The sequence below is a fragment of the Rathayibacter caricis DSM 15933 genome (assembly GCF_003044275.1).
Classification (GTDB): Bacteria; Actinomycetota; Actinomycetes; order Actinomycetales; family Microbacteriaceae; genus Rathayibacter; species Rathayibacter caricis.
In genome coordinates this window covers 3,626,287-3,651,136 of sequence record NZ_PZPL01000001.1, presented here as the reverse complement: position 1 = coordinate 3,651,136, position 24,850 = coordinate 3,626,287, and the positions used below count along the sequence as shown (strand labels likewise).

The window sequence follows — 24,850 nt, the reverse complement described above, 5'->3', positions numbered from 1 at the left end:
GGGGTCCGCGCGCCCGCCGTCCTGCACCTCCCCGCACCCGTCAGGAAGAGCGACCATGAAGCGCGACGTCTCCGCCCACCTCACCCTCGACGTGGCGCGCCCCGCGTTCCTCGTGCTCTCGCTCGCGGTCGCGGCGGACTACGCGGCCGAGGAGTCGCTCACCGTGACCCTCGGCGGCGAGGCCGTCCGGCCCCGCGAGGTGCTCGACCAGCACGGTACGAGGCTGCACGTCCTCGAACCCGGGGTCGGCGAGCTGGTGATCGACTACTCCGCCCGCATCGAGGGCCGCCTCGCCCCGCTCGAGGGGGAGGAGGTCGACCGCCTGCGCTACCTGCGGCCGAGCCGGTACGCCGAGTCGGACATCCTGTGGGCGACCGCCCGGGCCGAGTTCGCCGGTCTCGCGGGCTCTGATCTGCTCGCCGCGGTGAGCTCCTGGGTGGGCACCCGACTCGCCTACGTCCCCGGCTCGAGCCTGCCCACCGACGGCGCCGAGCGGACGCTGCTCGCGCGGCAGGGGGTCTGCCGCGACTTCGCGCACCTCGTCGTGGCGCTGCTCCGGGCCCTGGACGTGCCGGCGCGCCTGGTCGCGGTGTACGCGCCGGGCCTGCAGCCGATGGACTTCCACGCGGTCGCCGAGGCCTGGGTGGACGGGCAGTGGCGCGTCGTCGACGCGACCACCCTCGCTCCGCGGGGGAGCCTCGTGCGGATCGCCACGGGACGCGATGCCGCCGACACGGCGTTCCTCAGCGTCTACGACGGCGTGGCGACGCTGGGGGAGTTCACCGTGGGCGCGGTCGTGGACGTCCTGCCGGACGACGACGTGCGCGAGCCCGCGTCGATCGGCTGACGCCGCGCACGCGGAGCCGCTCCCGGCGCTACTGCTCCGGATCGACGAACCGGCGCCACGCCCAGACGGACGTGCAGACGACGGTGAAGGCGACGACGGCGAAGACGACCGGTCCGGCGCCGCCCTCGGTCGCCCAGGTCGCGATCGTGGGCGTGAGCAGCAGGAACAGCACCGTCGTCGCGAGCAGCGTCAGTCCGAGCCACAGCGCGGGCGACCAGCGCAGGATGCTCTGCCCCGCCGGACGGCCCACGGGGAACAGGAGCACGACGCTCGAGCCGACCGCGAGCAGCGTCGTCGCGCTGAGGACCTCGGCGGTGAGGGCGCCGACGAAGGAGCCTCCAGCGGGGACGACGGCCGAGAGGCCCCACGCGAGACCCGCCAGACCCAGGAGGGAGACCACGCGCACCACCGCGAGCTTCGCTCGGTCGACCGCGGTCGCTCCGTCGGGCAGCATCAGGCCGATCACGACGCCGAACAGGAAGGCGGGATCGAGTCCGGCGAAGCGGGAGAGCAGCGCCGCGCCGGCCACGAGCAGCAGTGCGCGCGGGGACGCCACGACGCCGATGCCGGGCAGGCCCAGGCGCCGGCCGACGAGCGCGGGCACGCCGGCCGCGACCGCGTTCACCACGGCCGTGGCGAGGATCACGGCGATCAGCAGGCGGAGGTAGGCGGGCTCGCTGTCCACGCGGCCCGAGAGCAGGGCGAGGCCGGCTGCGCAGCCGATCATCCCGACCACCATCGTGCGGGTCGAGGCGGGCGCGCGGTCCGGCTTGTCGTCGTACTCCACTCGGGCGCGGTTGCGGCCCGTCAGCTGGAAGGCCCGCTCCTGCCGCGGTCCGCGACCGGCGACGGCCAGACGGGCGGGGACGACCACGAGCGCCAGCGAGGCGACGGCCAGGGCGAGCGACCGCATCCAATCGGCTGCGGTGCCCAGCGGGGCTCCGGAGGAGAGGGCGGTCGTCATGCCGGTCGCCGCACTCCAGCTGCCCGGCTTCGGCGCGCCGCCGACGCCGGGGTCGGGGGCCGGCGCCGCTTCCGGGGTCGTCGGCTCGGGCAGCGGCGCGACGGTGGCGCCGCCGGTCGACTCGGGGGCGGGAGCGGCGGTCGGGGTGCTCGGCCGCACGGGCGCCGGAGTCCGGGTGGGCCGGGGCAACGCGGTGCTCGGCGCGGGGGACGGTGAGCCCGGGACGGCCGACGGCGCGGCGCCCGGCGTGGTGGCTCCGGGCGTCGCGGCGGGGGCCGGAGCGGTCGCCGAGGGTGTCGGCGTCGAGGCCGCGAACGTCGCGTCGATCCACGGGCTCGGGGAGCCGTAGTTGCCGGCGGTGTCGCCCAGGATCGCCGAGACGCGGTGCGGGCCCGCGGTGACGGTGCCGCCGGTGCAGGTCCAGACGCCTCCGCTCACCGCCGCATCGCAGGTGTTCACCCGGTCCACGTAGACGTAAGCGCGCGTGCCGTCGACGCCGGTGCCCGCGTAGACGGCCCCGGTGATCGGGAGGGATGCGCCGGCACCGGGGGAGGTGATCCGGGGTGCGGGTGGTGCAGCGGTGTCGACCACGAGCCGGACGGCGGCGCTCGGCTCGGAGACCGTGCGCCCGGCGAACGAGGCGCTCTGCGTCGCGGTCACGCGGTAGCTGCCGGGGGTCGGAGTGGGCGCGAGCTGGCAGAACCACGCGCCGGAGCGGTCCGCGGTCGCCAGGCAGGCCGCTCCGCCGTCGCTCGTCACGGCCACGGCGGCGCCCGGGTAGGCGGTGCCGCGGACGGAGCCCGCCGACGTCGCGGAGCCGTCGACCGACTGGATGACCGGGGGGCTGAGGACGGCGACCTGCACGGTCGCGGTGGTCGTGCCTCCGGAGGCGAGGAGCTCGACCGCGTTCAGCACGAGGGGGCCGTCGTCGAGGTCGGCGCGGCAGCTCCAGGTGTCATCGGAGGCGACCGTCGTGATGCAGAAGGGATCGCCGCCGCCGCGCACACCGACCTGGATCTCGTTCCCCGCCGTTCCCGTCCCGGTGACGGTCGTCGGGCCGCCCGAGATCACGGACCGTGCCGCGGGGGAGGTGATCGAGAGCGGGGCTGCGGCGATGGCGCTCGGCGCCAGCACGGCCGCGGCGAACGCGAGGAGGGCGAGGAGGACGGCGGGTCGCCGTGATGCGCGTGCGGCCCGACGGCTCGGCGTCCTCGCGTCCGGACCCCGGCCCGCGAGGGCTCGACGGCGCAGGGTCATCGGGACGCCCGATGAACCCCCCGGTACTGCTGCGTCGACTCTCGGTGGCACTGTGCGTCCATTGCACGGGCGCCCGCGGGCACTGTCAAGCGGGCACGCCCGTCGTCACCGGATGGACACCGAACCGGTCCTGCGCGGGGGAGCGCGCACCCGGTGGGAGAGCGCTTCCGCGAGAATACCTCCATCGACCCTTTCGGAGGAAGCATGAGCGAGGACGCGGCGCGCGGACGCGACAGGCGGCAGGTGCGCGCCGAGGCCGCGCGCTTCGACGACCCGCGCGAGCTGGGACGGCTCCTGCCCTCCGGGCTGCGGATCGGCCTGGCGCAGAGCGCCTTCCAGACCGAGGGATCGCTCGAGACCGGCGGCCGCGGCCGATCCGTGTGGGACGACTTCGCGCTGCGGCGCGGCACCATCGCCGAGGAGGCGACGCCCGAGGTCGCGACCGACTTCCTCCTGCGCTGGCGCGAGGATCTCGCCCTGCTCGTCGATCTCGGCGCGGACGAGCTGAGGCTCTCGCTCTCGTGGCCGCGCGTGCAGCCCGACGGCAGGGGGCCGCTGGACCGCGGCGGGATCGGCTTCTACGACCGCCTGCTCGACGCGCTCGCCGAGGCAGGGATCCGCGTGGTGCTGACCCTGCACCACCGCGACACCCCCTCCGCCCTCGGCGCCGGCTGGATGGACCGCGACACCGCGTTCCGCTTCGGCGACCTGGCGTTCGACGTCGGCGCGAAGCTGGGCGACCGCGTCGACGACTGGGTCACGCTCGACCAGCCGTCCACCGTGATGCTCGAGGGGTACGCGCTCACCCGGCAGGCGCCGGCGGCGGGGCGCCTCCTGAACGCCCTGCCCGCGCTGCACCACCAGCTGCTCGGCCACGGCGTCGCCGTCGAGGCGCTGCGGGCGGCGGAGGTGCGGGGCCGGATCGGTCTCGTCGACGCTCTGGCGCCGGTCGAGCCCGCGAGCGGCTCCGAGGCCGACGTCGCGTGGGCCGGGCTCGCCGACGTCCTCCGCAACCGGCTCGTGGCCGACGCGGTGCTCACCGGCGCGTACCCGCAGGGTCCGGAGGAGCTGCCGCCGTTCCTCGAGCGCCTCGCTCGGGTCGATCCCCGGGACCTCGAGCGGCTGTCGGTTCCGCTCGACTTCTACGCCGTGGCTCCGCTGCCACCGCAGCGCATCGCGGCGGGACGCGATCCGCACGCGCCGACCGGCGTCGGTGCGCCTCCGGTGCTGCCGTTCCACGAGCGGCCCTGGCCGGAGCTGGACCGGACGGGCGACGGCTCGCCCTCGGCCCCGTGGGCGCCGGTGTCGGTCCTCCGGGCGCTGGTCGAGCGGTACGGCGAGGCGCTGCCTCCGCTGGTCGTCACCGCCCTCGGCGCGAGCTACCCCGACGTGCTCGACCAGGACGGCGCGATCGTCGACATCGAGCGGATCCGCTGGCTCGGCTCGCACCTCGGTGCGCTCGCCGAGGCGGTGCACGAGGGCCTCCCGGTCGAGTCGGTGCAGCTCTGGACTCTCGTGGACGCGTTCGAGTGGCAGCATGGCTACACCCGCCCGCACGGGGTCGTCGCCCTGGACGCGCGCGGCGGCGACCGGGTGCCCAAGGCGTCGTTCGACTGGCTGCGACGGGTGCTCGACGCGCGCTCCTGACCGCTCGTCCGGCCGTGCGTGCGAGACTTCCGCGGTGCGCAGCCTCCTCGCCCTCGCCTCGATCCTCCACGCCGAGCCCGCTCCGGCGCTCGCCGCCCTCGCCGACGTGCTCGCCGTCGACGGCGGCTTCGCCCGCACGGCGGACGGGTTCGAGCGGCGCCTGCCGGTAGCGGGCCTCGAGCAGTGGCGGGTCCTCGCCGACGAGGAGGGAGCCCGCGTCGAGTGCGAGTTCGTCGCGCCGGCGGCCTCCTCCGCTCTCGCGGGCGTCCTCGGGCGGCGACGCCTCCGCGAGGCGCCGGAGCGGTTCCGCGCCGTCGTCACGGCGGTCGCGGATCGCGTCGAGCCGCGCTGAGCGTCGCGCATCCGCCCTGGTCGCGACGCCGATCGGGGAATGCCCGAGCACTACTCGGTGTTGTCTAGGGATGACGGGGCGGGGCTCGGAGCCCGGCCCACCGGACCGCTCGGAGGAGCACGACGCAGATGGCAGGAACAGGCATGAACAAGGGACGTGGGACGCGCGGCGGCGACGAGGAGATCGTCTACCGCCGCCACGCGAACGGACGCGGCATGGTCGCACCCGGCTCGCGCGTCTCGGCGTCCGCGTACGTCGAGACGGGCGCCTACGTGGAGCCCGGCGCGACGGTCGGCGAGCGCGCCTGGATCGGCGCCGGGAGCTGGGTCGACCGCGACGCGATGATCGGGCACAGCGCCTTCATCGGCGCGAACGTGCACGTCGGGCCCGAGGCGATCATCGGGCCGGGTGCCCGCATCGGCAGCTACACCCGCATCGGCGGTTCGGCCGTCGTCGCGACGGGTGCACGGGTCGACCGCGACACCGTCGTGCCGGCCGGCGGCCGCTACGGCGCCGAGGAGAGCACCCGCGAGGCGGGCAGGCGCGCCGCCTGAGCCCTCCCACCAGGACGACCCTGTTCCGCCGCCGCCCCGTCTCAGGTGGCCCGGAATAGGGTCGTTCCCATGTTCGAACTCCATCACCTCAGCGCCCAGGAGCAGTGGGACTGGCTGCAGCGCGGCGAGGTCTCGCCGCTCGAGCTGGTCGACCACTACCTCGCCCGGATCGAGCGCTGGAACGGCGAGCTGGGCGCCTTCACGACCGTGACGCCCGACGCGGCCCGGGAGCGCGCCGTGGACCTCGCCCACGGAGCCGTCCCGCGCACGGCCGCCCTCTGGGGCCTGGCGAGCGGGGACAAGGACCTGTGGCGCCGCCGCGGCGTCCGGACCACGTCCGGATCGCGACTGCGCGAGTCCTTCGTGCCCGACGCCTCCGACGAGATCGTCGAGGTGCTCGACGCGGCGGGGGCGATCAGCCTGGGCAAGACCGCGGCTCCCGAGTTCGGCATGCCCTCCTACACCGAGAGCCGGGTCGGACCGCCCACGGTGACGCCGTGGGACACGCGCCTGGGTGCCGGGGGGTCGAGCGGAGGAGCGGCGGCGGCCGTGGCCGCGGGGCTCCTGCCGTTCGCGCCGGCGTCCGACGGCGGCGGCTCGATCCGCATCCCGGCCGCCGCGTGCGGACTGGTGGGGCTCAAGCCCTCGCGCGGGCGCGTGCCGGCGATGTCGGGGGTGGGAGGAGTCGGCGGGCTCGTCGTGGCGGGTCCGATCGCGCGGTCGGTCGCCGATGCCGGCCTCCTGCTCGAGGGGCTGCTGGAGCGCCGCAACGGCCGGATCCCGCATCCCTACTCGGTGGCCGCTCCGGAGGATCGCGAGGGCTCGTTCCTGGGCGCCGCTATCCGAGGGGAGGGGCGCTTCCAGATCGGCGTGCTCACCGCCTCGCCGTGGGACGACGTGCAGGACATCCGTCTGGAGCCCGAGGCGCAGGCCGCCTTCGACGAGGGGATCACCGCCCTCTCGGCGCTGGGCCACGGGCTCGACGACGCCTCGCTGCCGCCGAGCAGCGCCTACCCGGCCGCGTTCAGAACCCTGTGGCAGAGCGGCGCGTCGACCCTGCCGGTCGAGGCGCCCGCGGACTTCGAGCTCCTCGAGCCGCTGACCCGCTGGCTCGTCGTCGAGGGCCGGCGCCTCGGCGCCCGCGAGGTCGTGGAGGCGGCGTCGGTCCTGACGGGCTTCGAGCGCGCGCTGATCGCCGCCTTCTCGAGCTTCGACGCCGTCCTCGCGCCCGCGATGACGATGACCCCTCGGCCTGTCGGCTGGTACGACGCCGAGGACCCGGAGCGGAATTTCGCGCAGCAGGTCCAGTACACGCCGTTCACCTCGTTCGTGAACGTCGCCGGGCTCCCGGCGATCACTCTGCCCCTCTCGACGACGGACAGCGGCCTGCCGATGGGGATCCAGCTGATCGGACGGCCCGGCGGAGAGGCGGTGCTCCTGGCGATCGGCGCGCAGCTGGAACGCCGGGCGCGTTGGCAGCGGCGGCATCCCCCGCAGTGGTGACCTGTCACTCCGGCAGATCCTCAGCCGGAGCACTAGGCGCTTAGGTAAGGCATGCCTATACTTGCCTCGATGTGCATGTTCGAGGGACGAGACGGCTCGGAGCCGGTCGACGTCAAGCAGTACCTGATCGCGGGCGACGAGACCGTCGTGCCGTGGATCCAGAGCATGCTCGACTCCCTCCCCGCGAACGCCCGCGGCCAGGTGTTCGTCGAGGTCGACGACGCACGAGGCCTTCCCCCGCTCTCGGCTCCCGGCCGCGTCACCGTCACCTGGCTCGGCCGCTCGACGCGCTCCGGCGCGCCGGGTACGGGCGCGCTGTGCCGCCCCGGCATGGCGCTCGACCGCGCCGTGCGGGCCTGGGCGGGCGAGATGTCCGTCGTCGACGGCGACTACCCGTGGTCGGACGAGCGTCACGACTTCTGCGCGTGGGTCGGGGGAGCGGGGCCGCTCATCGCCGAGCTCGCCGCCGACGTCGAGGCGCGACTGCGCGTCTCGGCCGAGCACGCCGCCCGCTGAACCGTCCTCGGGGTTAGGTGAGGCTCACCTCACCGTGCGATACTGAGTCGATGCCTCCGACGACCGCCGCCCCCGCCCGCCCGGCCTACCGGCCGTACCTCGCGACCGTCTCCCGGGCGACGAGGATCGCTCCGCACTTCATCCGCGTGACCCTCACGGGCGACGACCTCGACTCCGTCGGCTGCACCGGACCCGACCAGCGGATCAAGCTCGTGGTCCCGACCGCGACCTCGAGCGCCCGCGACTTCCTGGCGTCCGTCGCCGATGCCGACGGCCCGGACGGAGTCGCCGCCGACTGGTACGGCCGCTGGCGCACCCTGCCCGACGAGCAGCGGAACCCCCTGCGCACCTACACGATCCGCGCCGTCCGACCGGCCGCCTCCGAGATCGACGTCGACTTCGTCGCGCACGGCGACTCCGGCCCCGCCTCGGCCTGGGTCGGCACCGCCGCGCCCGGCTCCGAGGTCGTCATCATCGCCCCCGACACCCGCTCCGAGCTGCCCGGCGGCGGCGTCGAGTGGCACCCCGGAGCGGCGACGTCGCTCCTGCTCGCCGGCGACGAGACCGCCGTCCCCGCGATCGGCGCGATCCTCGAGAGCCTCCCGGCCGACGCCTCCGGAGCCGCGTTCCTCGAGGTGCCCACCGCAGAGGACCGCCTGACGCTGCGCCACCCGGCCGGTGTGCAGGTCACCTGGCTCGTCCGCGAGAGCGGAGCCGACTGCGGAGCGGCGCTCGACGCCTCCGTCCGCGCCTGGTCGACCCGCTTCCTCACGGCGCACCACCGCGGCGTCGAGGTGTCGGACGTCGACATCGACAGCGGGATCCTCTGGGAGGTGCCCGAGGAGAGCACCGACCCCGGCCTCTACGCCTGGATCGCGGGCGAGGCCGGAGCGGTCAAGCGCATCCGCCGCTGCCTCGTGACCGAGCTCGGCGTCGACCGCAAGCGCGTGGCGTTCATGGGGTACTGGCGCCTCGGCCGCTCCGAGGCCAACTAGCCGAGCGGGCCGCGGGAACGCCGTCTGCGGCGTTGTCGTCGCACCCCATGGTTCCACCATGCGGAGCTCCTCCGCCTTGCAGCCGACGCCCCCGCGACCCGCTCGGGGCTCTCTGCGGGAACGCCGTCTGCGGCGTTGTCGTCACACCGCGTGGTTCCACCACGCGGAGCTCCTCCGCCTTGCAGCCGACGCCCCCGCGACCCGCTCGGGGGCATCGCGATCAGAGCGTCGGAGGTAGCCCCACCAGGCGGCTCGAGAGGTCCCAGAGGTCGGTGCCGAGCACGCGGTCCCGGGCCTGCTTGGCGACGCCTCCGTGGGGCTTGAGGCCGTCGAAGTAGGTGCCGCTCGCGGCGCCGACGTCGGGCTCCGAGCAGAGCGTGATCAACGGCACGGCGCCCGCCTCGGCGGTGATGCCGTAGGAGCCGGACGTGAGCGTCTGCATCGCCTTCATCACGCGGGAGTCGGCTCCGAAGCCGGTGGCGACGAAGCCGGGGTGGAACGAGTAGGCGTCGACGGCGGTCGGCAGCAGGCGCTCGGCGAGCTCGCGGATGAAGAGGATCGTGGCGAGCTTGGAGGTGCCGTAGGCGCTCCAGCCGCCCAGCCACGGGCCCTTCCTGCGGTCGAGGTCCTCGAGCGAGAGGCGGCCGAACCGGTTGGCGACGCTCGCGGTCGAGACGACGCGGGCGCCGGGCCGGGACGCCCCGGTCTCGATGAGGCGCGGCAGCAGGAGCCGGGTGAGCAGGAACGGCGCCAGATGATTGCTCTGGATCGTCCGCTCGTGGCCGTCGGCCGTCGTGCCGCGCTCCGAGACGAGGCCGCCGGCGTTGTTGGCGAGCACGTCGATCCCGTCGAAGCGCTCGAGGAGCGACGCGGCGAGGGCCCGCACGTCGTCGAGGCGGTCGAAGTCGGCGACGAACGGCACGCCTCCCACGTTCTCGGCGACGGAGCGGGTCCGCTCGGGGTTGCGGCCGACGACCGCGACGGTCGCCCCCGCCTCCGCCAGCTCGCCCGCGGCGACCTTCCCGATCCCGGAGCTCGCTCCGGTGAGCACGACGACGCGCCCCTTCATGTCAGCGACCACGGAGGTATCCGCCCTTCTCGAGACCGGCTTCGATCTCGAATCGATTGCGCAGCGGATCGCGACCCGCCACGAGGTACGCGAACGGGAACCACATCCCGTAGCGCTTCCACTGCTGCACGTGCACGGCCTCGTGCTCGAGGACGCGGTCCGACGCGTTGGCACCCGTCAGATAGCTGATGCCGACGCACGACCCGCCGCGCCCGTAGGCCCAGTCGGGCAGTCCGCGGAAGACGACGAGGCCGTTCCGGCGCTCGATCCGCCCGGTGCTCCAGACGAAGCCCCAGACGAGGCCCACCGCGCAGGCGAAGAGGTAGCCGGGGCGGGTGACCGCGGGGTCGAGGGCGACGACGGCGACCGCCCGGCGCAGGGCGCTCACGCGCTGTCGCGCCCGTAGGTCTCGAGCAGGCGCAGCCACACCTCGCTGATGGTCGGGTAGGAGGGCACGGCGTGCCAGAGGCGCGAGAGCGGCACCTCGCCGACGACGGCGATCGTCGCGGAATGGATCAGCTCGCCGACCTCCTTGCCGACGAAGGTGACGCCGAGCACCACCCGGCGCTCCTCGTCCACGACCATGCGGGCGGTACCGGTGTAGCCGACCGCGGCGAGGGAGGCGCCGGCGACCGAGCCGATCTCGTAGTCGACGACCCGCGTGCGGTAGCCCGCCTCCTCGGCCGCGGCCGCCGTCAGTCCGACCGAGGCGACCTCCGGGTCGGTGAAGACGACCTGGGGAACGGCCTCGTGGTCGGCGGTCGCCACGTGCGCACCCCACGGGGCGTCGAGCACGGCGGCGCCGGTGGCGCGGGCCACGATCACGTCGCCCGCGGCGCGTGCCTGGTACTTGCCCTGGTGGGTGAGGAGCGCCCGGTGGTTCACGTCGCCGACTCCGTAGAGCCACGGCGAGGAGCCGCCGATCGGTGCGCCGTCGGCGCCGAGCACGAGCATCGTGTCGTCGACGGTGAGCGAGGTCCCGGGCTCGAGGCCCACGGTCTCGAGCCCGATGTCGCGCGTGTGCGGGGCGCGGCCCGTCGCCGCCAGGATCTCGTCGGCCTCGATCACGTCGCCGCCCTCGAGGGTGACCGTGACGCCGCCGTCGGAGCGGCGCTCGACCGCGGCGGGCGAGGCGCCGAGCCGGACGTCGACACCGAGCTCGCGGAGGGAGTCGCCGACGAGCGCCCCGGCGAACGGCTCGAACGGAGCGAGCAGTCCGCTGCGCGCGAGCAGGGTGACGGCGGAGCCCATGCCGGCGTAGGCGGTCGCCATCTCCACCGCGACGACCCCGCCTCCGACGATCACGAGGCGCGGCGGAACGGTCTCGGCGCTCGTCGCCTCGCGGCTCGTCCAGGGAGCGGCGTCGCGGAGCCCCGGCACGTCGGGCACGAGGGCGGTCGTGCCGGTCGCCACCGCGACGGCCGCACGCGCGCGGAGGACCCGCTCCGTGCCGTCGGGGGCCGTCACGGTCACCTCGCGCTCACCGCTCAGGCGGCCGTGGCCGCGGACGAGCTCGATGCCCGCTCCCTCGAGCCACTGCACCTGGCCGTGGTCGTCGAAGCCGCTGGTGACGGAGTCGCGGTGCGCGAGGAGCGCGGCGACGTCCACTCCGCCCGAGACCGCCTGGGCCGCCCCGGGGAGGTCGCGTGCGGCGCGCAGCGCCATCGGCGCCCGCAGCAGCGCCTTCGACGGCATGCACGCCCAGTAGGAGCACTCGCCGCCCACGAGCTCGCTCTCGACGACGGCGGCGGTGAGGCCGCCCTGCACGGCCCGGTCGGCGATGTTCTCGCCCACGGGGCCGGCTCCGATGACGATCAGGTCGAACTCGTCGGCCGTGCTGCTGTCGGTGCTCATGGTGTCCAGATCCTTCTCGGGCGGCGGCCCGTGACTGCTGACCCGGGACGGTGCGTCCCGGAGGGGGCCGGCGTGCGCCGGCGGGGCTCAGTGGGCGGGCACGATCTCGGCGCGCCAGCCGTCGTAGCGGCCGCCCTCGCTCTCGACGGTCTCGACCACCTGGCGGAGGAAGGCGGTCGTCGCCTCCTCGTCGACGGCCGCGTGGTGGCTCGCGACCAGCACGTGCCGCAGGCGCAAGCGGGAGATCGCGATCTCGTAGCCGGAGGCGACCAGCGTGCGACCGGCGCGGCGGGCGCGGCTCGCGCGGGTGAAGACGGCGAAGTGGTCGACCTCGCGCAGCTCCCAGACCTGGTCGCCGTAGCGCAGCCGGATCTCGAGCTGTCGGGCGGCGCGCTCGCGCTGCGCCTCGAGGGCGGAGCCGGTGGTCTCGGCGGGGCGGGCGGAGTCGAGGATCTCGTCGCTCATCGGCCGGTGAACTCCGCCGTCGTGCGGGCGAGGAACGCCTGCAGGCCGATCGCGGCGTCCTCGGAGGAGGCGAGCCGGGCGAGCTCCGCGGGCAGCGCGGCGGCGGCCGCCTCGGGGGACGACACCGCGAGGCGGGCGTTCGCGAGGGCCGCCTGCACGGCGAGCGGTGCCTGCGCGGCGATCCGCTCGGCGAGGGCCGCGGCGGCCTCGGCGACCGTGCCGTCGGGCACCACCTGCTGCACGAATCCGATGCGGTGCGCCTCGGCGGCGTCGAACAGGTCGCCCGTGAGGATCCAGCGCATCGCGTCGCCCCAGCCGGTCGCCCGCGGGAAACGCAGCGTGGCTCCGCCGAACGGGAGGATGCCGCGCGCGACCTCGATCTGCCCGAAGCGCGTCGACTCCTCGGCCAGCACGACGTCGCTCGCGAGGGCGAGCTCGATGCCGAGGGTGAGGCAGGTGCCCTGCAGGCCGATCACGACGGGCTTGGAGACCGGACGGGTCCGCAGGCCCCACGGGTCGAGTCCGCCCTCGGGCACGAAGTCGAGTCCGCCGGAGGCGATCCGCGGACCGATGTCGGCAAGGTCGAGGCCGGCGGTGAAGTGGAGGCCGGAGGCCAGGACGACCCCGGCGCGCAGGTCGGGATCGCGGTCGAGTTCTCCGTACGCGGCGGCGAGGGCCGACAGCAGGGCGAGATCGGCCGCGTTGCGCTTCTCAGGCCGGTCGAGGACGATCTCGAGCACGTGACCGCGGCGCGCGGTGCGCACGCGTGGGTTCTCGCTCATCGGTCCTCCGCTCGGTCGCGTCCGTCCATCTTGCCCGGTGCCCCCGACACTCCCCGGCTCCCGGTCGCGGATTCGGGGTGCTCGCTCAGGCCCCGCGGGCAAGGGCGCCGACGAGGCGGAGGATCGTGGGCAGGTCGTCGACGGCAGCGGCGGGGGAGGAGGGGGCGAAGGAGGTGAGTCCGGCGCCCGCGAGCGGGAACCGCGCTCGCAGCGCCTCGAGGCTCGCCACGAGCCGTCCGGCCGGCACGCCGAACGGCACGGGGTCGAACAGCCCCGCGAGATCGGCAGGATCGAGCACGTCGAGGTCGATGTGCACGTACACCGCGACCGCCCCGGTGGCCTCGACGGCGGCGACGAGCGACTCCGGATCGAGCTCGTCGGCCGTCAGGCTGCGGGCACCGCGCTCGAGCAGGCCCTCGAGCTCGCCCGGATCGGTCGACCGCACTCCGGCGAGCACCACGCGGGCGTCGTCGATTCGCTCCTCCGCGCCCGCGCTCAGGAGGCCGACGCCGCGGCCGAGGACGGCCGAGAGGACCATGCCCGAGAAGGCGCCGCTGGGCGAGGTGGCGGGGGTGTTCCCATCCGGATGCGCGTCGAGCCAGACGAGCGCGACCGGGCCGTCGGTCGTGCGGACCGCGTGGCCGACGGCGGCGAACTCGACCCCGCAATCGCCTCCGATCGTGATCACGGGGCCGGGACGGCCGGCCAGTGCCTCGCGGACGCGCTCCGCGGTCGTCGCGACGGAGGCGTACCGGCGGATCCCGGTGTCCTGCGCGTCGCCGGCCTCGGCGGGGACCTCGACGGTGACGGTGGCGGAGGAGGGGAGGTCGCCGCGGATCGCCTCGGCCCCGTCGACGAGGCGCATGGCCCGCGTCGACGCCGAGCCCTGCCACTGCGGGACCACGAGGAAGGACGCCATGCGTCTCAGTCTGGCACGGGGCGGCGCTCGTCCTCAGACCGCGGGCAGCACGCCGAGCGCGGGGTCGGCGCTGGCCGCCGCGGGCGCCCCGGCGGCGGGCGCGTCGGGCCCGTCCAGGTCGACGATCGCCTCGTCGAGAGCGGAGCGCGAGCGCTCGACCGCCCGTCGGGCCTCCTCCAGTGCACCCGCGGGGTCGGCGGCGGCGAGCCGGACCGCGGCGTCGAGCTGCGCGAGCGTCTCCTCCGCGAGGATGCGCGGCGCCGAGGTGATCCGGTCGCCGTGCACGAGCACCAGCAGGCCGACCGCGTCCGCGCCCAGACGGGCGGCCGTGCGGGCGGCCTCGACGAGCAGGAGCTGGCGCTCGGCCTGCGCGTGCGGGTCCCGGTACCCGGCGACGACCGCGTCCAGCGCGGCGTCGGCGTCGAGGAGGAGCGCGAGCACCGCGGCGGGGTCGTGCCCGGTCGACGCCGCGCGCGCCTCGTCGGCGTCGAGCAGCAGCGCCCTGGCGGCGGCTCCGGCGGTCGCGACGTCGGCCGCGGAGGCGACCTGCGCGGTCGTCCGCACGCCGGAGAGGGTGTCGGCCCGGTCGAGGTCGTCCCGCACCGAGCGCTCGAGGCCGCTCAGCTGGGCCTCGGCGCGGGCGAGGAGCGCGGTCATCCCCTCGACGCCGGCGAGAAGGGCCTCGGCGTGCTCCTCCGCGGCGTCGGCGGCGCGGTCCGCGGCCTCGCGCAGCGGGCGCACCTGCCGCTCGGAGGCGAGGCCGGCGAGGACCGAGACGTCGGCACGGGCGCGCTGCAGCCGCTCCGGGAGGGGCGGGGGAGCGGAGGTCACTCCGCGATCGTACGGCCCGCGTGTTACGGACAGTGTCGCCTCCGCTCGACCGTGCTCGCCGGGGTGCGCAGGATGGACGGCATGACCCGCTCGCTCGCCATCGTGGAGGTCGCCCGGACACGGCCCGGACGCGACGAGTACCACGCGTACGTGCAGATCCTGAACGGACGCCTCCTGACCCTCGCCCGCGAGCTGGGCTGGGACGCGCAGCGGTACGCGGCCGAGGACCTCGGCGCCGCCCGGCTGCTCGCCGAGACCGACGGTGCCGACGCGGTCGTGCTGGCAGGCGGCGAGGACATCGCGCCCGAGCGATACGGAGCCGCCCGCGGCTATCCCGGCGAGGGCCCGCACGCCGAGCGCGCCGACGACGCGCAGATCGCCCTCGTGCACCGCGCTCTCGCCCGCCGCACGCCCCTGCTCGGCATCTGCCGCGGCCTGCAGGTCGTCAACGTCGCCCTCGGCGGCACGCTCGTCCCGGACCTCGGCCCCGACGCCGCGCACGTGAACGCCGCCGCCCCCGCGCACGAGCGGATGCACAGCCACCCGGTGGAGCTCGCCGCGTCCTCGACCCTGGCCGGGCTCTTCGGCGCGGAGGTCCTGGCGGTGCAGAGCGCGCACCACCAGGCCGTCGACCGCCTCGCGCCCGGGCTCGAGATCGTCGCGCGCGCGGACGACGGGGTCGTCGAGGCGATCGAGCACCGCAGCGCCCCGATCGTGGCCGTGCAGTGGCACCCGGAGGATCCGAAGGCCCCCGCGGGCCAGCTCGCGGTGCTCCTCGAGGGCCTCGCGCTCGCGACCGCTCAGGGCGCGTTCGCGGCTCCAGCGCTCGCCGCCTGAGCGGCGCGGCGCCTCAGCGGGCCAGCCGCGCCATCCAGGCCTCGATCTCGTCGGCCGAGCGCGGGATGCCGGCCGACAGGTTCTCGACGCCGTGCTCGGTGACCAGCACGTCGTCCTCGATCCGCACCCCGATGCCGCGCAGCTCCTCGGGCACCGTGAGGTCGTCGGGCTGGAAGTACAGGCCGGGCTCGATCGTGAAGACCATGCCGGCCTCGATCACTCCGTCGAGGTACATCTCGCGCCGGGCCTTCGCGCAGTCGTGCACGTCGAGGCCGAGGTGGTGGCTCGTGCCGTGCACCATGTAGCGGCGGTGCTGCTGGTTGTCGGCTTCGAGCGCCTCCTCGGCGCTGACGGGGAGGAGCCCCCACTCCGCGGTGCGGCGGGCGATCACGGCCATGGCGGCGGCGTGCACCTCGCGGAAGCGGATGCCGGGGCGGACGATCGCGAACGCGGCGTCGGCCGCCTCCCGCACCGTCTCGTGCACCCGGCGCTGCGCCTCGGTGTAGACGCCGTCGACCGGGAAGGTGCGGGTGATGTCGGCGGTGTAGTAGCTCTCCTGCTCGACGCCCGCGTCCAGCAGGACGAGCTCGCCGGGACGCACCGGTCCGTCGTTGCGGGTCCAGTGCAGGATGCAGGCGTGCGGACCGGCGGCGGCGATCGTGTCGTAGCCGACCGCGTTGCCGTCGGCGCGGGCGCGGCCGTTGAACACGCCCTCGATCAGGCGCTCGCCGCGCTCGTGGGCGACGATGCGCGGCAGGTCGGCGAGCACGTCCTCGAAGCCCAGGGCGGTGGCGTCGACGGCGGCGCGCAGCTCGGCGATCTCGTAGGAGTCCTTCACCAGGCGCAGCTCGCTGAGGTCGCGCTCGAGGGCGGCGTCGGAGTCGTCCGACGTGCGACCGGCGAGGCGCTCGGCGACCAGCGGGTCGGCCTCGCGCAGCACGGCCACGGACACGTCGTCCTGCGCGTCCAGGACCGCGTCCAGCTCGTCGATGCCGCGGGCCTCGAGCCCGAGGTCGGCCGAGACCTGCGCGAGGGAGGGCCGCGGCCCGATCCAGAACTCGCCGATCTCGGGGTTCGCGTAGAACTCGTCGGAGTCGCGGCCGGCGCGCTCGCGGAAGTACAGCACCGCGCTGTGCCCCGACTCGCCGGGCTCGAGCACCAGGACGGCGCCGGGCTCGGAGTCGGCGCCCCAGCCGGTCAGCCAGGTGAAGGCGGAGTGCGCGCGGAACGGGTAGTCGGTGTCGTTCGCCCGCTGCTTGAGCCGGCCCGCGGGGATCACGACGCGCTCGCCGGTGTGCAGCGCCGAGAGGCGCTCGCGACGGGCGGCGGCGAAGGAGGCCTGCTCGCGCGCGGCGGGCAGCGGCTCGTCCCGCTCGGCCCAGCCGGAGGCGATGAAGTCGCGGAAGCGGTCGGAGGCGGGGGTCGTCGAGCGGTTCGCGGTCGCGCGCGGGGTGGGCGCGGCGGCGGGGTCGGGCGTCGGGGTGGTCTGCTCGTCCGTGTTCGTCATGCCCCCATTCTCCTCCTCGTCCGGGGGAGGGGTCAGGACGTCTCCTTGACCAGACCGCGCACCGAGAGCTGGGCGAGGACCGGTCGGTGGTCGCTCCCCGCGTCGTCCCGGTCGTCGACGACGACGTAGCCCGAGACGTCCCAGCGCCCGGAGAAGAGGACGTGGTCGATGGGAGCGCCCAGCGGCGTCGGGAGCGACGCGGGCCAGGTCCCGAGGGCGGCGCCGCCGGCGAGCGAGCCCGCATCGGTGCAGCCGCCGAGGTCGGCCGTGCCGGGCAGGCCGGCCCAGTGGTCGAGGGTCGAGTTGAGATCGCCGACCACGACCACGTCCTCCTCCGTGCTGCAGAGCGCGGCGAGGCGGGAGAGATCACTGCGCCAGTCGGCCATCAGCGAGGGGATCGGCGGAGCGGCGTGCACGGCGGCGATCACCGGGCGCTCAGGGGTGTCCGGTCGGACGACGAGTGAGGCGAGGGTGCCGGTGGGGGTGCTCTCGGGGTCGACGGAGTAGGCGCCGAGCGACGGCGCGAGCAGCAGCGCCGTGCCGGCCGTGCTCTCGCTCCCCGCCGCGTAGTGCAGGGTCATCGGGCGGCCGGCGGCGCCGAGCGCGGCGGCGATCTCCTGCGCGGGAGCCTCCGACACCTCCACGAGGCTCAGGGCGTCGACCGCGTTCTCGGTCGCGAGTGCGACGACCGTGTCGACGGGCACGGAGTCGAGCGTGTTCCAGGTCAGGATCCGCAGGTCCGCGAGGCGGTGGGCGCGGGGCGGCGAGGAGTCGTCGCCCCGGACGGACTGCAGACCGGCGAGGACCACGGCGAACGCGAGTCCGAGCCCCGCGATCACGAGCGCGAGCCGGCGCACCGGGCGCACCAGCACCGCCACGACGACGAGGACGACGGCCACCGCCACGGCGCCGAGCGCCGTGCCGAGCCGGAACGAGACGAGCTGGGCGAAGGGCGCCTCGCGAGCGAGACCGAAGAACCCCGGCGCGGTCGCCACGAGCAGGACGATCGCCACCGCCGCGGCCACCGCGGTCTTCACCAGTCTCGTCCCCATCCCGGTCAGGGTAGGGCATCCTCCCGGCCTCGGGCGCAGGACGCGCGTCTACGATGGGGGGCATGCATGTCGCGGGAGGCGGGTTCGACCTCCACACCCACTCCCTCGTCTCCGACGGCACGGAACCGCCCGAGGTGCTCGTGCGCGCGGCGGCCGACGCGGGCCTGGCCGGAGTGGCTCTCACCGATCACGACTCCACCGGCGGCTGGGCCGCTGCGATCGACGCGGCCCGCGACTGCGGCATCGAGCTGGTCCCGGGCATGGAGCTCTCGTCGCGCGTCGGCTGGGCGAGCGTGCACGTGCTCGCGTACCTCGTGGATCCGGAGGATCCCGCTCTCGTCGCCGAGACCGCGCGCATCCGCTCGGAGCGGAGGCACCGCGCCGAGGCGATCGTGACCGCGATCTCGGCCGACTACGACCTCACCTGGGACGACGTCCTCGCGCAGACCCGCCCCGGATCCACGATCGGACGCCCGCACATCGCCGACGCCCTCGTCGCCCGCGGCCTCGCCACCGACCGCTCGGCGGCCTTCGCCGGGATCCTCGACTGGCGCGGCGGCTACTACCGACCGCACTACGCCCCCGACCCGGTCGACGCGGTCCGCCTCGTCCGCGCCGCGGGCGGCGTGCCGGTGATCGCGCACCCGGCGACCAGCACCCGCGGCATCGTCGTCGAGTCGATGCTGCCGGACCTCGTCGAGGCCGGGCTGTTCGGCCTCGAGGTCGAGCACCGCGAGAACACGGCGGGCGGCCGGACGCGACTGCGCGAGCTCGCCGAGCGCTACGGCCTGGTCACGACCGGTTCCAGCGATTACCACGGCACGGGCAAGCCGAACCGGCTCGGCGAGAACACGACCCCGCGCGCGACGGTCGACGCGATCCGCGCCTCCGCTCGGGGCTGACGCCGACGCTCACCCTCGGGTGGACGCACGAGCCCCCTCGCGCGATCGCTCGCGGAGGGGGCTCGTGAAGGAGTGCGTCAGACCTGCGCGTCGGGGCGCGGGCTGCGGCGGCGCTGGCGCGTCCGGCGGCGCGGCTCGCTGTTGCCGTCGTGGTGCTCCTTGCTCTCGCTCGAGGGCGCCTGGCCGGTCTGCGGTGCGGCGGCCTCGGACTGCTCGCCTGCGCCGCGGGTGCGGCGACGGGGCTCGCGGCCCTCGCGCGGCTCGCGCTGACGGGTGCTGCGCTCGGGCTGCGCGTCGGCCTTCGCCTCGGCGGGGATCGGAGTCGGCTTCAGCCGGCCCTTCGTGCCCACGGGGATGTCGAGGTCGGTGTAGAGGTGCGGCGACGAGGAGTACGTCTCGACCGGGTCGGGCTGGCCGAACTCGAGCGCACGGTTGATGAGGGCCCACTTGTGCAGGTCCTCCCAGTCGACGAACGTGACGGCGATGCCGGTCTTGCCCGCGCGGCCGGTGCGGCCGACGCGGTGCAGGTAGGTCTGGTCGTCGTCCGGGATCGTGTGGTTGATCACGTGGGTGACGTCGTTCACGTCGATGCCGCGGGCGGCGACGTCGGTGGCGATCAGGATGTCCTTCTTGCCGGCCTTGAACGCCGCCATCGCCCGCTCGCGCTGCTCCTGGTTGAGATCGCCGTGCACGGCGGCGGCGTTGAAGCCGCGGTCGTTCAGCTCCTCGACGATGCGGGCCGCGGCGCGCTTGGTGCGGGTGAAGATGACGGTCTTGCCGCGACCCTCCGACTGCAGGATGCGCGCGATGACCTCGTCCTTGTCGAGCGAGTGCGCCCGGTAGACGATGTGCTTGATGTTGGCCTGCGTGATGCCCTCGTCGGGATCGGTCGCGCGGATGTGGATCGGCTTGTTCATGAAGCGGCGCGCGAGCGCGACGATCGCGCCGGGCATCGTCGCCGAGAACAGCATGGTGTGGCGGGTCTGCGGGGTCTGGGCGAACAGCTTCTCGATGTCCGAGAGGAAGCCGAGGTCGAGCATCTTGTCGGCCTCGTCGAGCACCATCACCTGGACGTTCGCGAGCGACAGCAGGCGCTGACCGGCGAGGTCGAGCAGGCGGCCCGGGGTTCCGACGACGATCTGCGCGCCGGCCTTGAGCTGCTCGATCTGGCCCTCGTACGCCTTGCCGCCGTAGATCGAGACGATCTTGGTGGGGCGGTTGGAGGCGGCGAGCTCGATGTCCTCGGTCACCTGCACGGCGAGCTCGCGCGTCGGGACGACGATGAGCGCCTTGACGCCCGGCTCCGGATCGGTGCCCAGCGCCTGGATGAGGGGGAGGCCGAAGCCGAAGGTCTTGCCGGTGCCGGTCTTGGCCTGGCCGATGATGTCCTGCTTCTGCAGGGCCAGGGGGATCGTCTGCTCCTGGATGGGGAACGGCTCGAGGATGCCCTTGGAGGCGAGTGCGGCGACGATGTCGTCGTCGATGTTGAGATCGGAGAAAGTCACGGGAGTGAAGCGCCTGTCGTGTCGAACGGTCTACGCCCCTGTACGACTCCGGGCGCAGGGTCACCGATCCAGCGCCGGTGACATCCCGGCGAGTCTACCGCCACGCTCTCTCCGCGGCCCCGAAGGCGGCGGCGGGGCGCACCGCCCGCGCTCTAAGCTGGGCGAATGGCAGCCTGGTTCCGACGCCGACGTCCCTCCGGAGAGGCCCCTCGTCTGACCCCGCGGGGCGAGTCCGCCAAGCGCGACCGCGTCGACCTGGCGGATCTGACCCCCGAGGTGCTGCCCTACCTCGGGCAGGTCGCCTACCTGCAGCTCGCGATCTTCGAGGCGCTCGCCCGAGCCGTCGCCGACACCGACGACCTCGCCGACAAGGAGGCGATCTCGGCCGCGGCCGGCACCGCGCTCTCGAAGCACCACGCGGTGGTCGCCGAGCTCCGCCGGCGCGAGGTGGAGCCGGGCGAGGCGATGGCGCCGTTCCGCCCCGCGATCGACACGTTCGAGCGGCTGACCCGCGGAGCGGACCTGCACGAGACGCTCCTCTCGGCCTACATCACGGCCGGGCTGCTCGACGACTTCTTCATCCGCCTGACCGGGGGGCTCCCGAACGACGTGGGCCCGCGGATCGCCCAGACGCTGGGCGCGGACACCGGCATCGACGGGCTGATCACCATCCTGCGCCGCGAGATCGCTGCCGACGAGCGCCTCGGCTCGCGCCTGGCGGTCTGGGGCCGCCGCCTGGTGGGAGACACCCTGCTCGTCGCGCGCTCGGCGCTGATGGGGTCGGGCAACCCCGACTCGGACGAGTCGCGCATCGAGCCGGTGTTCACCGAGCTGATCGCCTCGCACACCCGGCGGATGGACGCGCTCGGGCTGACCGCCTGAGCCGCCGGCGTCACTCCGCCGAGAAGCCGGGCACGTCGGCGAGCGTCGCGATCGTGCGCTGCCGCCCCCACTCGACGTGCGCGTGAGCCACGGAGGAGGCGAGGCCCGCGTCCCCCGCGGCGACCGCCTCCGCCAGACGCACGTGCTCCTCGTGGCGCACGCGCGGCTCCGCCTGGATGTTCGCGATGTTGAGGCGGTTGCTCCGCTCGTCCAGCGGCCCCATGGTCGAGATCAGCAGCCGGTTGCCGGCGATCGCCTCGATCGCGCCGTGGATGCGGCCGCTCTCGGAGTGGAACCGCGCGAGGTCTCCGTCGGCGAGGGCCGTGCTCGCGTCCGTGACGACGGCGACGAGCGCTGTGGCATCGGCACCGCGGGACACCGCTTCGGCGGCCTTCCGCGCCACGAGGGGCTCGAGCGCCGAGCGGATGTCGTAGAGCTCGTCGACGTCGCGTCGCGTGACGATCGTCACGACGGCGGTGCTCCGAGGCCGCACGGTGACGAGGCCGGCCAGCTCGAGCCAGGGGAGGGCCTCGCGGATCGGGACGCGCGAGACGGCCAGCTCGGCGGCGAGATCGCGCTCCCGGATCGGCTCCCCGGCGGGGAGCCTGCCGTCGAGGATCCTGCGGCGCAGCTCCTCGTAGACGGTCTGCGACATCGTCTTCGCCGGGCTCTTCTCGACCATGGCGCCTCCTCGGGTCTACCTGTGCGGGTGGGGCCAGGGTAGCGGGCGTCGCGATCGCCAGCCGTAACAGCGATTTCACGCGGCCGAAACACGCGGGTGGGAGCGCGACCGTAGCGTTGCCGACGTGCTTCGGTATACCGAGCGCCTCCCTGACTCCGTTCGAAAGGATCCGCCCATGAGCACCGTCACGAACCCTCCGCCCTCGACGACGATGGGGGACCGCATCGAGGCCGCCTACTCGCGCATCGGAGTCACGAGCGCGCACGTCGGCATCGTCGCGATGATCCTGTTCGGCGTGTTCTTCGACGCGATCGAGCAGAACACGGTCGGAGTCGCCGGGCCGGTGCTGGCCGCGGACTGGGGCCTGGCCGGGGCGCAGCTCGGTCTGCTCAACACCGCGACGTTCACCGCCGTGGCGCTCGGCCGCGTGCTCGCGGGAGTCGTGATGGACCGGGTCGGCCGGCGGACCCTCCTGGGCGCGAACCTGATGGTCTTCGCGGTCGGCAGCCTGCTCTGCGCCCTCGCGCCGAGCTACGAGATCCTCGTCGCGGCGCGCTTCCTCGTGGGCCTCGGGCTCGGCGGCGAGATCGCGACCGCCGTGATCATGCTCGCGGAGTTCTTCTCGGCCAAGCACCGCGGGACGGCGGTCGGTCTCATCAACGTCGCGGCGGCCGGGCTGGGCAACATGCTCGCCCCGCTGTTCGGAGTCATCGTCTTCACGGTGTTCACGGGCGACGACCGCTGGCGCTGGCTCTTCGGCCTCCTCGTGATCCCCGCCCTCGCCGTCGTGGTCTACCGTCGAGCGCTGCCCGAGACGCCCCGCTACCTCGCGGCCCGCGGACGCGTCGCCGAGGCGAACACGGTCGTCAACCGCCTGGCCCAGGGGCGGCTGCACCGTCCGCTGACGGAGGAGGTCGACTACCTCGGTGCTGCCGAGACCGCACCGACCGCGGTCGTGGCGACTCCGCGCTGGACCGAGCTCTTCGGCCGGCGCCACCGCCGCACGACGATCGCCCTCGGAGTGGCGGTGTGCATGTCGTACGCCGCGCAGATCTCGATGCTCACGCTCATCCCGCTGATCCTCACGTCCCGCGGCTTCGACATCACCAGTGCGCTCTGGTATACCCTCGTCATGCAGTCGGGCTCCCTGGTCGGAGCGCTCGTGGCCGCTCTCGCCGCCCGCCGCCTGCCCCGCAAGCTCACGCTCACGGTCGCCGCGATCCTCGGAGTCGGGGCGGGACTGGGCTTCGGCTTCCTCGGCACGACCGTCGCCCTCGTGCTGATGTTCGGCTTCCTCTTCAACTTCTCGGTGATCGTGCTCAACACCACCATCTGGCTGTTCGCCCCGGAGCAGTACCCGACGCGGATCCGCGGGCTCGGCACCTCCGTCATCCTCGCGCTCGGGTCGCTCTCGGGAGGCCTGTTCCCGCTCCTGGCGGGAGCGGTGCTGGATGCCTCCGGGGTCGGCGGCATGTTCGCCCTGCTCGCGGGCCTCTTCGCGATCTGCGCGATCGCCGTGCAGTTCCCCCGCGAGACGGTCGGCCGCCCGATGGCGGAGGACTGAACCGTGCGCACCCTCGTCGTGCTGAACCCGAACACCTCCGCGACCACCACGCGGCTGCTCGTGGGCATCGCCCGGGATGCGGTGCGGGGCCTGGACGTCCGGATCGCGGGGGAGACGGCGGCGAGGGGACCGCGGATCATCACCGATCCGGTCGCGCTCGCGGCCGCGGCGGGCGAGGTCGTGGCGGCGGCCCGGCGCTCGGTTCTGTCGCACGCACCCGACGCCCTCGTCGTGGCAGCGTTCGGCGATCCTGGTGCGGAGGGGGCGGCCCGCGCGACGGGGCTCCCGGTGATCGGGATCGGCGCCGCTGCGGTGCGCGCTGCGGGGATCGGCGGCCGTCGGTTCGCGATCGCGACGACGACGGCCCGGCTCGAGACGACGCTCCGTTCACTGGTCGTCTCGGCGGGGCGGTCGGAGGACTACGTCGGGTGCTTCCTGACGGAGACGGCGGCGGAGGAGCTCGAGGACCCCGAGCGCCTGCTCACCGAGCTCCGCGGCGCCGTGCTGCGCGCCGAGGCGGCCGGCGCGGAGGCGGTGATCATCGGCGGAGGCCCGCTGAGTGCGGCGGCGCAGGTGCTCGTCGCGGAGTTCACCGGTCGGCTGCCGATCGTCGAGCCGATCCGGGCCGCCGTGGCGGAGGCGCTGCTCGCGACGGAGGTCGCGGCGCCGGTCTGACCCCCTTGGACGACGAACGGCGCGGGAGTCCAGGACTCCCGCGCCGTTCGTTCGTGTCGTGGTCCGCCTAGGGGGCGACGCGCCCAGCCAGCATCGCCTCGAGCGAGGCGTCGTCGCGGCGGGCGCGCGATCGGCCCAGCACGAGGTCGACGACGACCACGGCGACCGCGGTGAGCGCCAGGACGAGGACCCAGATCAGGCCGCCGTCCCAGGGCAGCCCCGCCCAGGTCAGCGCGACCCAGAGCACCGCGGCGACGACTCCGCCGACCGCGGGCACGAGCACCGAGCCGTGCAGGTGGCGGTGCGGCAGCGAGTACCGGGCGGCGAGGCCCAGCAGGACCCCGCCGATGCCGATGAAGAGCAGCTCCACGTCGTGCTCGGGAAGGGCTTAGGCGACGAAGCCGACGCGGCGCGACTCTTCCGAGCCGAGCTCGACGAACGCGATGGTGTCGGTGGGGACGATGTAGATCTTGCCCTTCTCGTCGCGCAGGCGCAGGACCTTCGCACCGGCCTCGAGAGCGGTGGTGACCGTCTTCTCGACCTCGGTCGCGGACATCGAGGACTCGAAGTTGAGCTCTCGCGGGGTGTTGACGATTCCGATACGGATTTCCACCAGCAGTTGCCTTTCGGGAGGAGGGACGTGGCTGTCACGATACGGCACCGTGCCGAGGCCCCGACGCGGGTTTCGC

26 protein-coding genes are annotated in these 24,850 nt (G+C 74.5%); 12 read left to right on the top strand and 14 right to left on the bottom strand.

What is annotated here, in order from left to right; genetic code table 11:
* The first annotated feature begins 55 nt into the window (after positions 1 to 55).
* Positions 56 to 847 carry a transglutaminase-like domain-containing protein gene (locus C1I63_RS17070; RefSeq protein ID WP_055793711.1) on the top strand — a complete coding sequence of 264 codons (792 nt, stop codon included), beginning with the start codon at positions 56 to 58 and terminating at the stop codon, positions 845 to 847.
* Positions 848 to 875: 28 nt separating this feature from the next.
* Here C1I63_RS17070 and C1I63_RS17065 read toward each other — a convergent pair whose 3' ends face one another.
* Positions 876 to 3,068, bottom strand: a complete 2,193-nt coding sequence (locus C1I63_RS17065; RefSeq protein ID WP_107575541.1) for a hypothetical protein — start codon at positions 3,066 to 3,068, stop codon at positions 876 to 878.
* 204 nt (positions 3,069 to 3,272) lie between these two features.
* Between C1I63_RS17065 and C1I63_RS17060 the strand changes: the two genes are divergently transcribed.
* The 6 genes from C1I63_RS17060 to C1I63_RS17035 all read left to right on the top strand — a co-directional run bounded on the left by C1I63_RS17060 (position 3,273) and on the right by C1I63_RS17035 (position 8,635).
* Positions 3,273 to 4,715, top strand: a complete 1,443-nt coding sequence (locus tag C1I63_RS17060; RefSeq protein WP_107575540.1) for a glycoside hydrolase family 1 protein — start codon at positions 3,273 to 3,275, stop codon at positions 4,713 to 4,715.
* A 34-nt stretch (positions 4,716 to 4,749) separates the two neighbouring features.
* Complete coding sequence (locus C1I63_RS17055; protein ID WP_107575539.1) at positions 4,750 to 5,067, top strand: hypothetical protein; 318 nt, start codon at positions 4,750 to 4,752, stop codon at positions 5,065 to 5,067.
* 143 nt (positions 5,068 to 5,210) lie between these two features.
* Positions 5,211 to 5,621 (top strand): hypothetical protein, encoded by a 411-nt coding sequence (locus tag C1I63_RS17050; protein ID WP_055793703.1) that lies wholly within the window; start codon positions 5,211 to 5,213, stop codon positions 5,619 to 5,621.
* A gap of 69 nt (positions 5,622 to 5,690) precedes the next feature.
* Entirely contained in the window at positions 5,691 to 7,124 is a 1,434-nt protein-coding gene (locus C1I63_RS17045) for an amidase (RefSeq protein WP_107575537.1), read from the top strand.
* A 75-nt stretch (positions 7,125 to 7,199) separates the two neighbouring features.
* Positions 7,200 to 7,640 (top strand): SIP domain-containing protein, encoded by a 441-nt coding sequence (locus C1I63_RS17040; RefSeq protein ID WP_170116406.1) that lies wholly within the window; start codon positions 7,200 to 7,202, stop codon positions 7,638 to 7,640.
* Positions 7,641 to 7,690: 50 nt separating this feature from the next.
* Positions 7,691 to 8,635 (top strand): siderophore-interacting protein, encoded by a 945-nt coding sequence (locus C1I63_RS17035; protein ID WP_107575535.1) that lies wholly within the window; start codon positions 7,691 to 7,693, stop codon positions 8,633 to 8,635.
* A 220-nt stretch (positions 8,636 to 8,855) separates the two neighbouring features.
* Here the strand turns inward: C1I63_RS17035 and C1I63_RS17030 are convergent, their stop codons facing one another.
* From C1I63_RS17030 to C1I63_RS17000, 7 genes are all read right to left on the bottom strand, one after another.
* Positions 8,856 to 9,716, bottom strand: coding sequence for an SDR family NAD(P)-dependent oxidoreductase (locus C1I63_RS17030; protein WP_211315639.1), 861 nt, complete (start codon positions 9,714 to 9,716; stop codon positions 8,856 to 8,858).
* Positions 9,706 to 10,092 (bottom strand): hypothetical protein, encoded by a 387-nt coding sequence (locus tag C1I63_RS17025; protein WP_055793696.1) that lies wholly within the window; start codon positions 10,090 to 10,092, stop codon positions 9,706 to 9,708. Before C1I63_RS17025 ends, C1I63_RS17030 begins: the two co-directional genes overlap by 11 nt.
* Positions 10,089 to 11,558, bottom strand: a complete 1,470-nt coding sequence (locus C1I63_RS17020; protein WP_107575534.1) for a dihydrolipoyl dehydrogenase family protein — start codon at positions 11,556 to 11,558, stop codon at positions 10,089 to 10,091. Before C1I63_RS17020 ends, C1I63_RS17025 begins: the two co-directional genes overlap by 4 nt.
* 87 nt (positions 11,559 to 11,645) lie before the next feature.
* Entirely contained in the window at positions 11,646 to 12,023 is a 378-nt protein-coding gene (locus C1I63_RS17015) for a ribonuclease E inhibitor RraB (RefSeq protein ID WP_107575533.1), read from the bottom strand.
* A complete protein-coding gene (locus C1I63_RS17010) occupies positions 12,020 to 12,805 on the bottom strand; it encodes a crotonase/enoyl-CoA hydratase family protein (protein WP_107575532.1) in 786 nt (261 codons plus the stop codon). Before C1I63_RS17010 ends, C1I63_RS17015 begins: the two co-directional genes overlap by 4 nt.
* An 85-nt stretch (positions 12,806 to 12,890) precedes the next feature.
* The gene (locus tag C1I63_RS17005) at positions 12,891 to 13,724 is read right to left on the bottom strand and encodes an arginase family protein (protein WP_107575531.1); all 834 of its coding nucleotides are present in this window, start codon (positions 13,722 to 13,724) and stop codon (positions 12,891 to 12,893) included.
* 33 nt (positions 13,725 to 13,757) lie between these two features.
* A complete protein-coding gene (locus C1I63_RS17000; RefSeq protein ID WP_107575530.1) occupies positions 13,758 to 14,555 on the bottom strand; it encodes a hypothetical protein in 798 nt (265 codons plus the stop codon).
* Positions 14,556 to 14,636: 81 nt separating this feature from the next.
* Here C1I63_RS17000 and C1I63_RS16995 point away from each other — a divergent pair, with 81 nt between their 5' ends.
* Positions 14,637 to 15,392 (top strand): gamma-glutamyl-gamma-aminobutyrate hydrolase family protein, encoded by a 756-nt coding sequence (locus C1I63_RS16995; protein ID WP_107575933.1) that lies wholly within the window; start codon positions 14,637 to 14,639, stop codon positions 15,390 to 15,392.
* A 13-nt stretch (positions 15,393 to 15,405) separates the two neighbouring features.
* On the opposite strand, the gene C1I63_RS16990 is transcribed toward C1I63_RS16995, so the two are convergent.
* Together C1I63_RS16990 and C1I63_RS16985 are read right to left on the bottom strand one after the other, a co-directional pair.
* Positions 15,406 to 16,899: an aminopeptidase P family protein gene (locus C1I63_RS16990; protein WP_107575529.1), complete on the bottom strand. Its 1,494-nt coding sequence runs from the start codon at positions 16,897 to 16,899 to the stop codon at positions 15,406 to 15,408.
* Between the two features lie 32 nt (positions 16,900 to 16,931).
* Complete coding sequence (locus C1I63_RS16985; protein ID WP_107575528.1) at positions 16,932 to 17,951, bottom strand: endonuclease/exonuclease/phosphatase family protein; 1,020 nt, start codon at positions 17,949 to 17,951, stop codon at positions 16,932 to 16,934.
* Positions 17,952 to 18,013: 62 nt separating this feature from the next.
* Between C1I63_RS16985 and C1I63_RS16980 the strand changes: the two genes are divergently transcribed.
* On the top strand, positions 18,014 to 18,853 hold the full coding sequence (locus C1I63_RS16980; RefSeq protein WP_107575527.1) for a PHP domain-containing protein: 840 nt from the start codon (positions 18,014 to 18,016) through the stop codon (positions 18,851 to 18,853).
* A gap of 77 nt (positions 18,854 to 18,930) precedes the next feature.
* Here C1I63_RS16980 and C1I63_RS16975 read toward each other — a convergent pair whose 3' ends face one another.
* Positions 18,931 to 20,358 (bottom strand): DEAD/DEAH box helicase, encoded by a 1,428-nt coding sequence (locus C1I63_RS16975; protein ID WP_107575526.1) that lies wholly within the window; start codon positions 20,356 to 20,358, stop codon positions 18,931 to 18,933.
* A 165-nt stretch (positions 20,359 to 20,523) separates the two neighbouring features.
* Here C1I63_RS16975 and C1I63_RS16970 point away from each other — a divergent pair, with 165 nt between their 5' ends.
* Positions 20,524 to 21,240 (top strand): ferritin-like fold-containing protein, encoded by a 717-nt coding sequence (locus tag C1I63_RS16970; RefSeq protein WP_055793671.1) that lies wholly within the window; start codon positions 20,524 to 20,526, stop codon positions 21,238 to 21,240.
* A 10-nt stretch (positions 21,241 to 21,250) separates the two neighbouring features.
* Here C1I63_RS16970 and C1I63_RS16965 read toward each other — a convergent pair whose 3' ends face one another.
* Positions 21,251 to 21,922: a GntR family transcriptional regulator gene (locus tag C1I63_RS16965; RefSeq protein WP_055793669.1), complete on the bottom strand. Its 672-nt coding sequence runs from the start codon at positions 21,920 to 21,922 to the stop codon at positions 21,251 to 21,253.
* A 175-nt stretch (positions 21,923 to 22,097) separates the two neighbouring features.
* Here C1I63_RS16965 and C1I63_RS16960 point away from each other — a divergent pair, with 175 nt between their 5' ends.
* Both C1I63_RS16960 and C1I63_RS16955 read left to right on the top strand, forming a co-directional pair.
* A complete protein-coding gene (locus C1I63_RS16960) occupies positions 22,098 to 23,486 on the top strand; it encodes an MFS transporter (protein WP_107575525.1) in 1,389 nt (462 codons plus the stop codon).
* 3 nt (positions 23,487 to 23,489) lie between these two features.
* Complete coding sequence (locus tag C1I63_RS16955) at positions 23,490 to 24,161, top strand: aspartate/glutamate racemase family protein (protein ID WP_107575524.1); 672 nt, start codon at positions 23,490 to 23,492, stop codon at positions 24,159 to 24,161.
* Between the two features lie 67 nt (positions 24,162 to 24,228).
* On the opposite strand, the gene C1I63_RS16950 is transcribed toward C1I63_RS16955, so the two are convergent.
* A complete protein-coding gene (locus C1I63_RS16950; protein ID WP_107575523.1) occupies positions 24,229 to 24,531 on the bottom strand; it encodes a hypothetical protein in 303 nt (100 codons plus the stop codon).
* 18 nt (positions 24,532 to 24,549) lie between these two features.
* The gene (locus C1I63_RS16945; protein WP_055793661.1) at positions 24,550 to 24,774 is read right to left on the bottom strand and encodes a DUF3107 domain-containing protein; all 225 of its coding nucleotides are present in this window, start codon (positions 24,772 to 24,774) and stop codon (positions 24,550 to 24,552) included.
* Between the last annotated feature and the right edge of the window lie 76 nt (positions 24,775 to 24,850).

Bases quoted from the DNA above. Each gene is read 5' to 3' on its own strand.
- C1I63_RS17010 (WP_107575532.1), bottom strand. From the start codon at position 12,805: ATGAGCGAGAACCCACGCGTGCGCACCGCGCGCCGCGGTCACGTGCTC.
- C1I63_RS17070 (WP_055793711.1), top strand. From the start codon at position 56: ATGAAGCGCGACGTCTCCGCCCACCTCACCCTCGACGTGGCGCGCCCC.
- C1I63_RS17020 (WP_107575534.1), bottom strand. From the start codon at position 11,558: ATGAGCACCGACAGCAGCACGGCCGACGAGTTCGACCTGATCGTCATC.
- C1I63_RS17060 (WP_107575540.1), top strand. From the start codon at position 3,273: ATGAGCGAGGACGCGGCGCGCGGACGCGACAGGCGGCAGGTGCGCGCC.
- C1I63_RS16960 (WP_107575525.1), top strand. From the start codon at position 22,098: ATGAGCACCGTCACGAACCCTCCGCCCTCGACGACGATGGGGGACCGC.
- C1I63_RS16980 (WP_107575527.1), top strand. From the start codon at position 18,014: ATGCATGTCGCGGGAGGCGGGTTCGACCTCCACACCCACTCCCTCGTC.
- C1I63_RS16995 (WP_107575933.1), top strand. From the start codon at position 14,637: ATGACCCGCTCGCTCGCCATCGTGGAGGTCGCCCGGACACGGCCCGGA.
- C1I63_RS17015 (WP_107575533.1), bottom strand. From the start codon at position 12,023: ATGAGCGACGAGATCCTCGACTCCGCCCGCCCCGCCGAGACCACCGGC.
- C1I63_RS16985 (WP_107575528.1), bottom strand. From the start codon at position 17,951: ATGGGGACGAGACTGGTGAAGACCGCGGTGGCCGCGGCGGTGGCGATC.
- C1I63_RS16970 (WP_055793671.1), top strand. From the start codon at position 20,524: ATGGCAGCCTGGTTCCGACGCCGACGTCCCTCCGGAGAGGCCCCTCGT.
- C1I63_RS17045 (WP_107575537.1), top strand. From the start codon at position 5,691: ATGTTCGAACTCCATCACCTCAGCGCCCAGGAGCAGTGGGACTGGCTG.
- C1I63_RS17050 (WP_055793703.1), top strand. From the start codon at position 5,211: ATGAACAAGGGACGTGGGACGCGCGGCGGCGACGAGGAGATCGTCTAC.
- C1I63_RS17065 (WP_107575541.1), bottom strand. From the start codon at position 3,068: ATGACCCTGCGCCGTCGAGCCCTCGCGGGCCGGGGTCCGGACGCGAGG.
- C1I63_RS17040 (WP_170116406.1), top strand. From the start codon at position 7,200: ATGTTCGAGGGACGAGACGGCTCGGAGCCGGTCGACGTCAAGCAGTAC.
- C1I63_RS17035 (WP_107575535.1), top strand. From the start codon at position 7,691: ATGCCTCCGACGACCGCCGCCCCCGCCCGCCCGGCCTACCGGCCGTAC.
- C1I63_RS17005 (WP_107575531.1), bottom strand. From the start codon at position 13,724: ATGGCGTCCTTCCTCGTGGTCCCGCAGTGGCAGGGCTCGGCGTCGACG.
- C1I63_RS16965 (WP_055793669.1), bottom strand. From the start codon at position 21,922: ATGGTCGAGAAGAGCCCGGCGAAGACGATGTCGCAGACCGTCTACGAG.
- C1I63_RS16990 (WP_107575529.1), bottom strand. From the start codon at position 16,899: ATGACGAACACGGACGAGCAGACCACCCCGACGCCCGACCCCGCCGCC.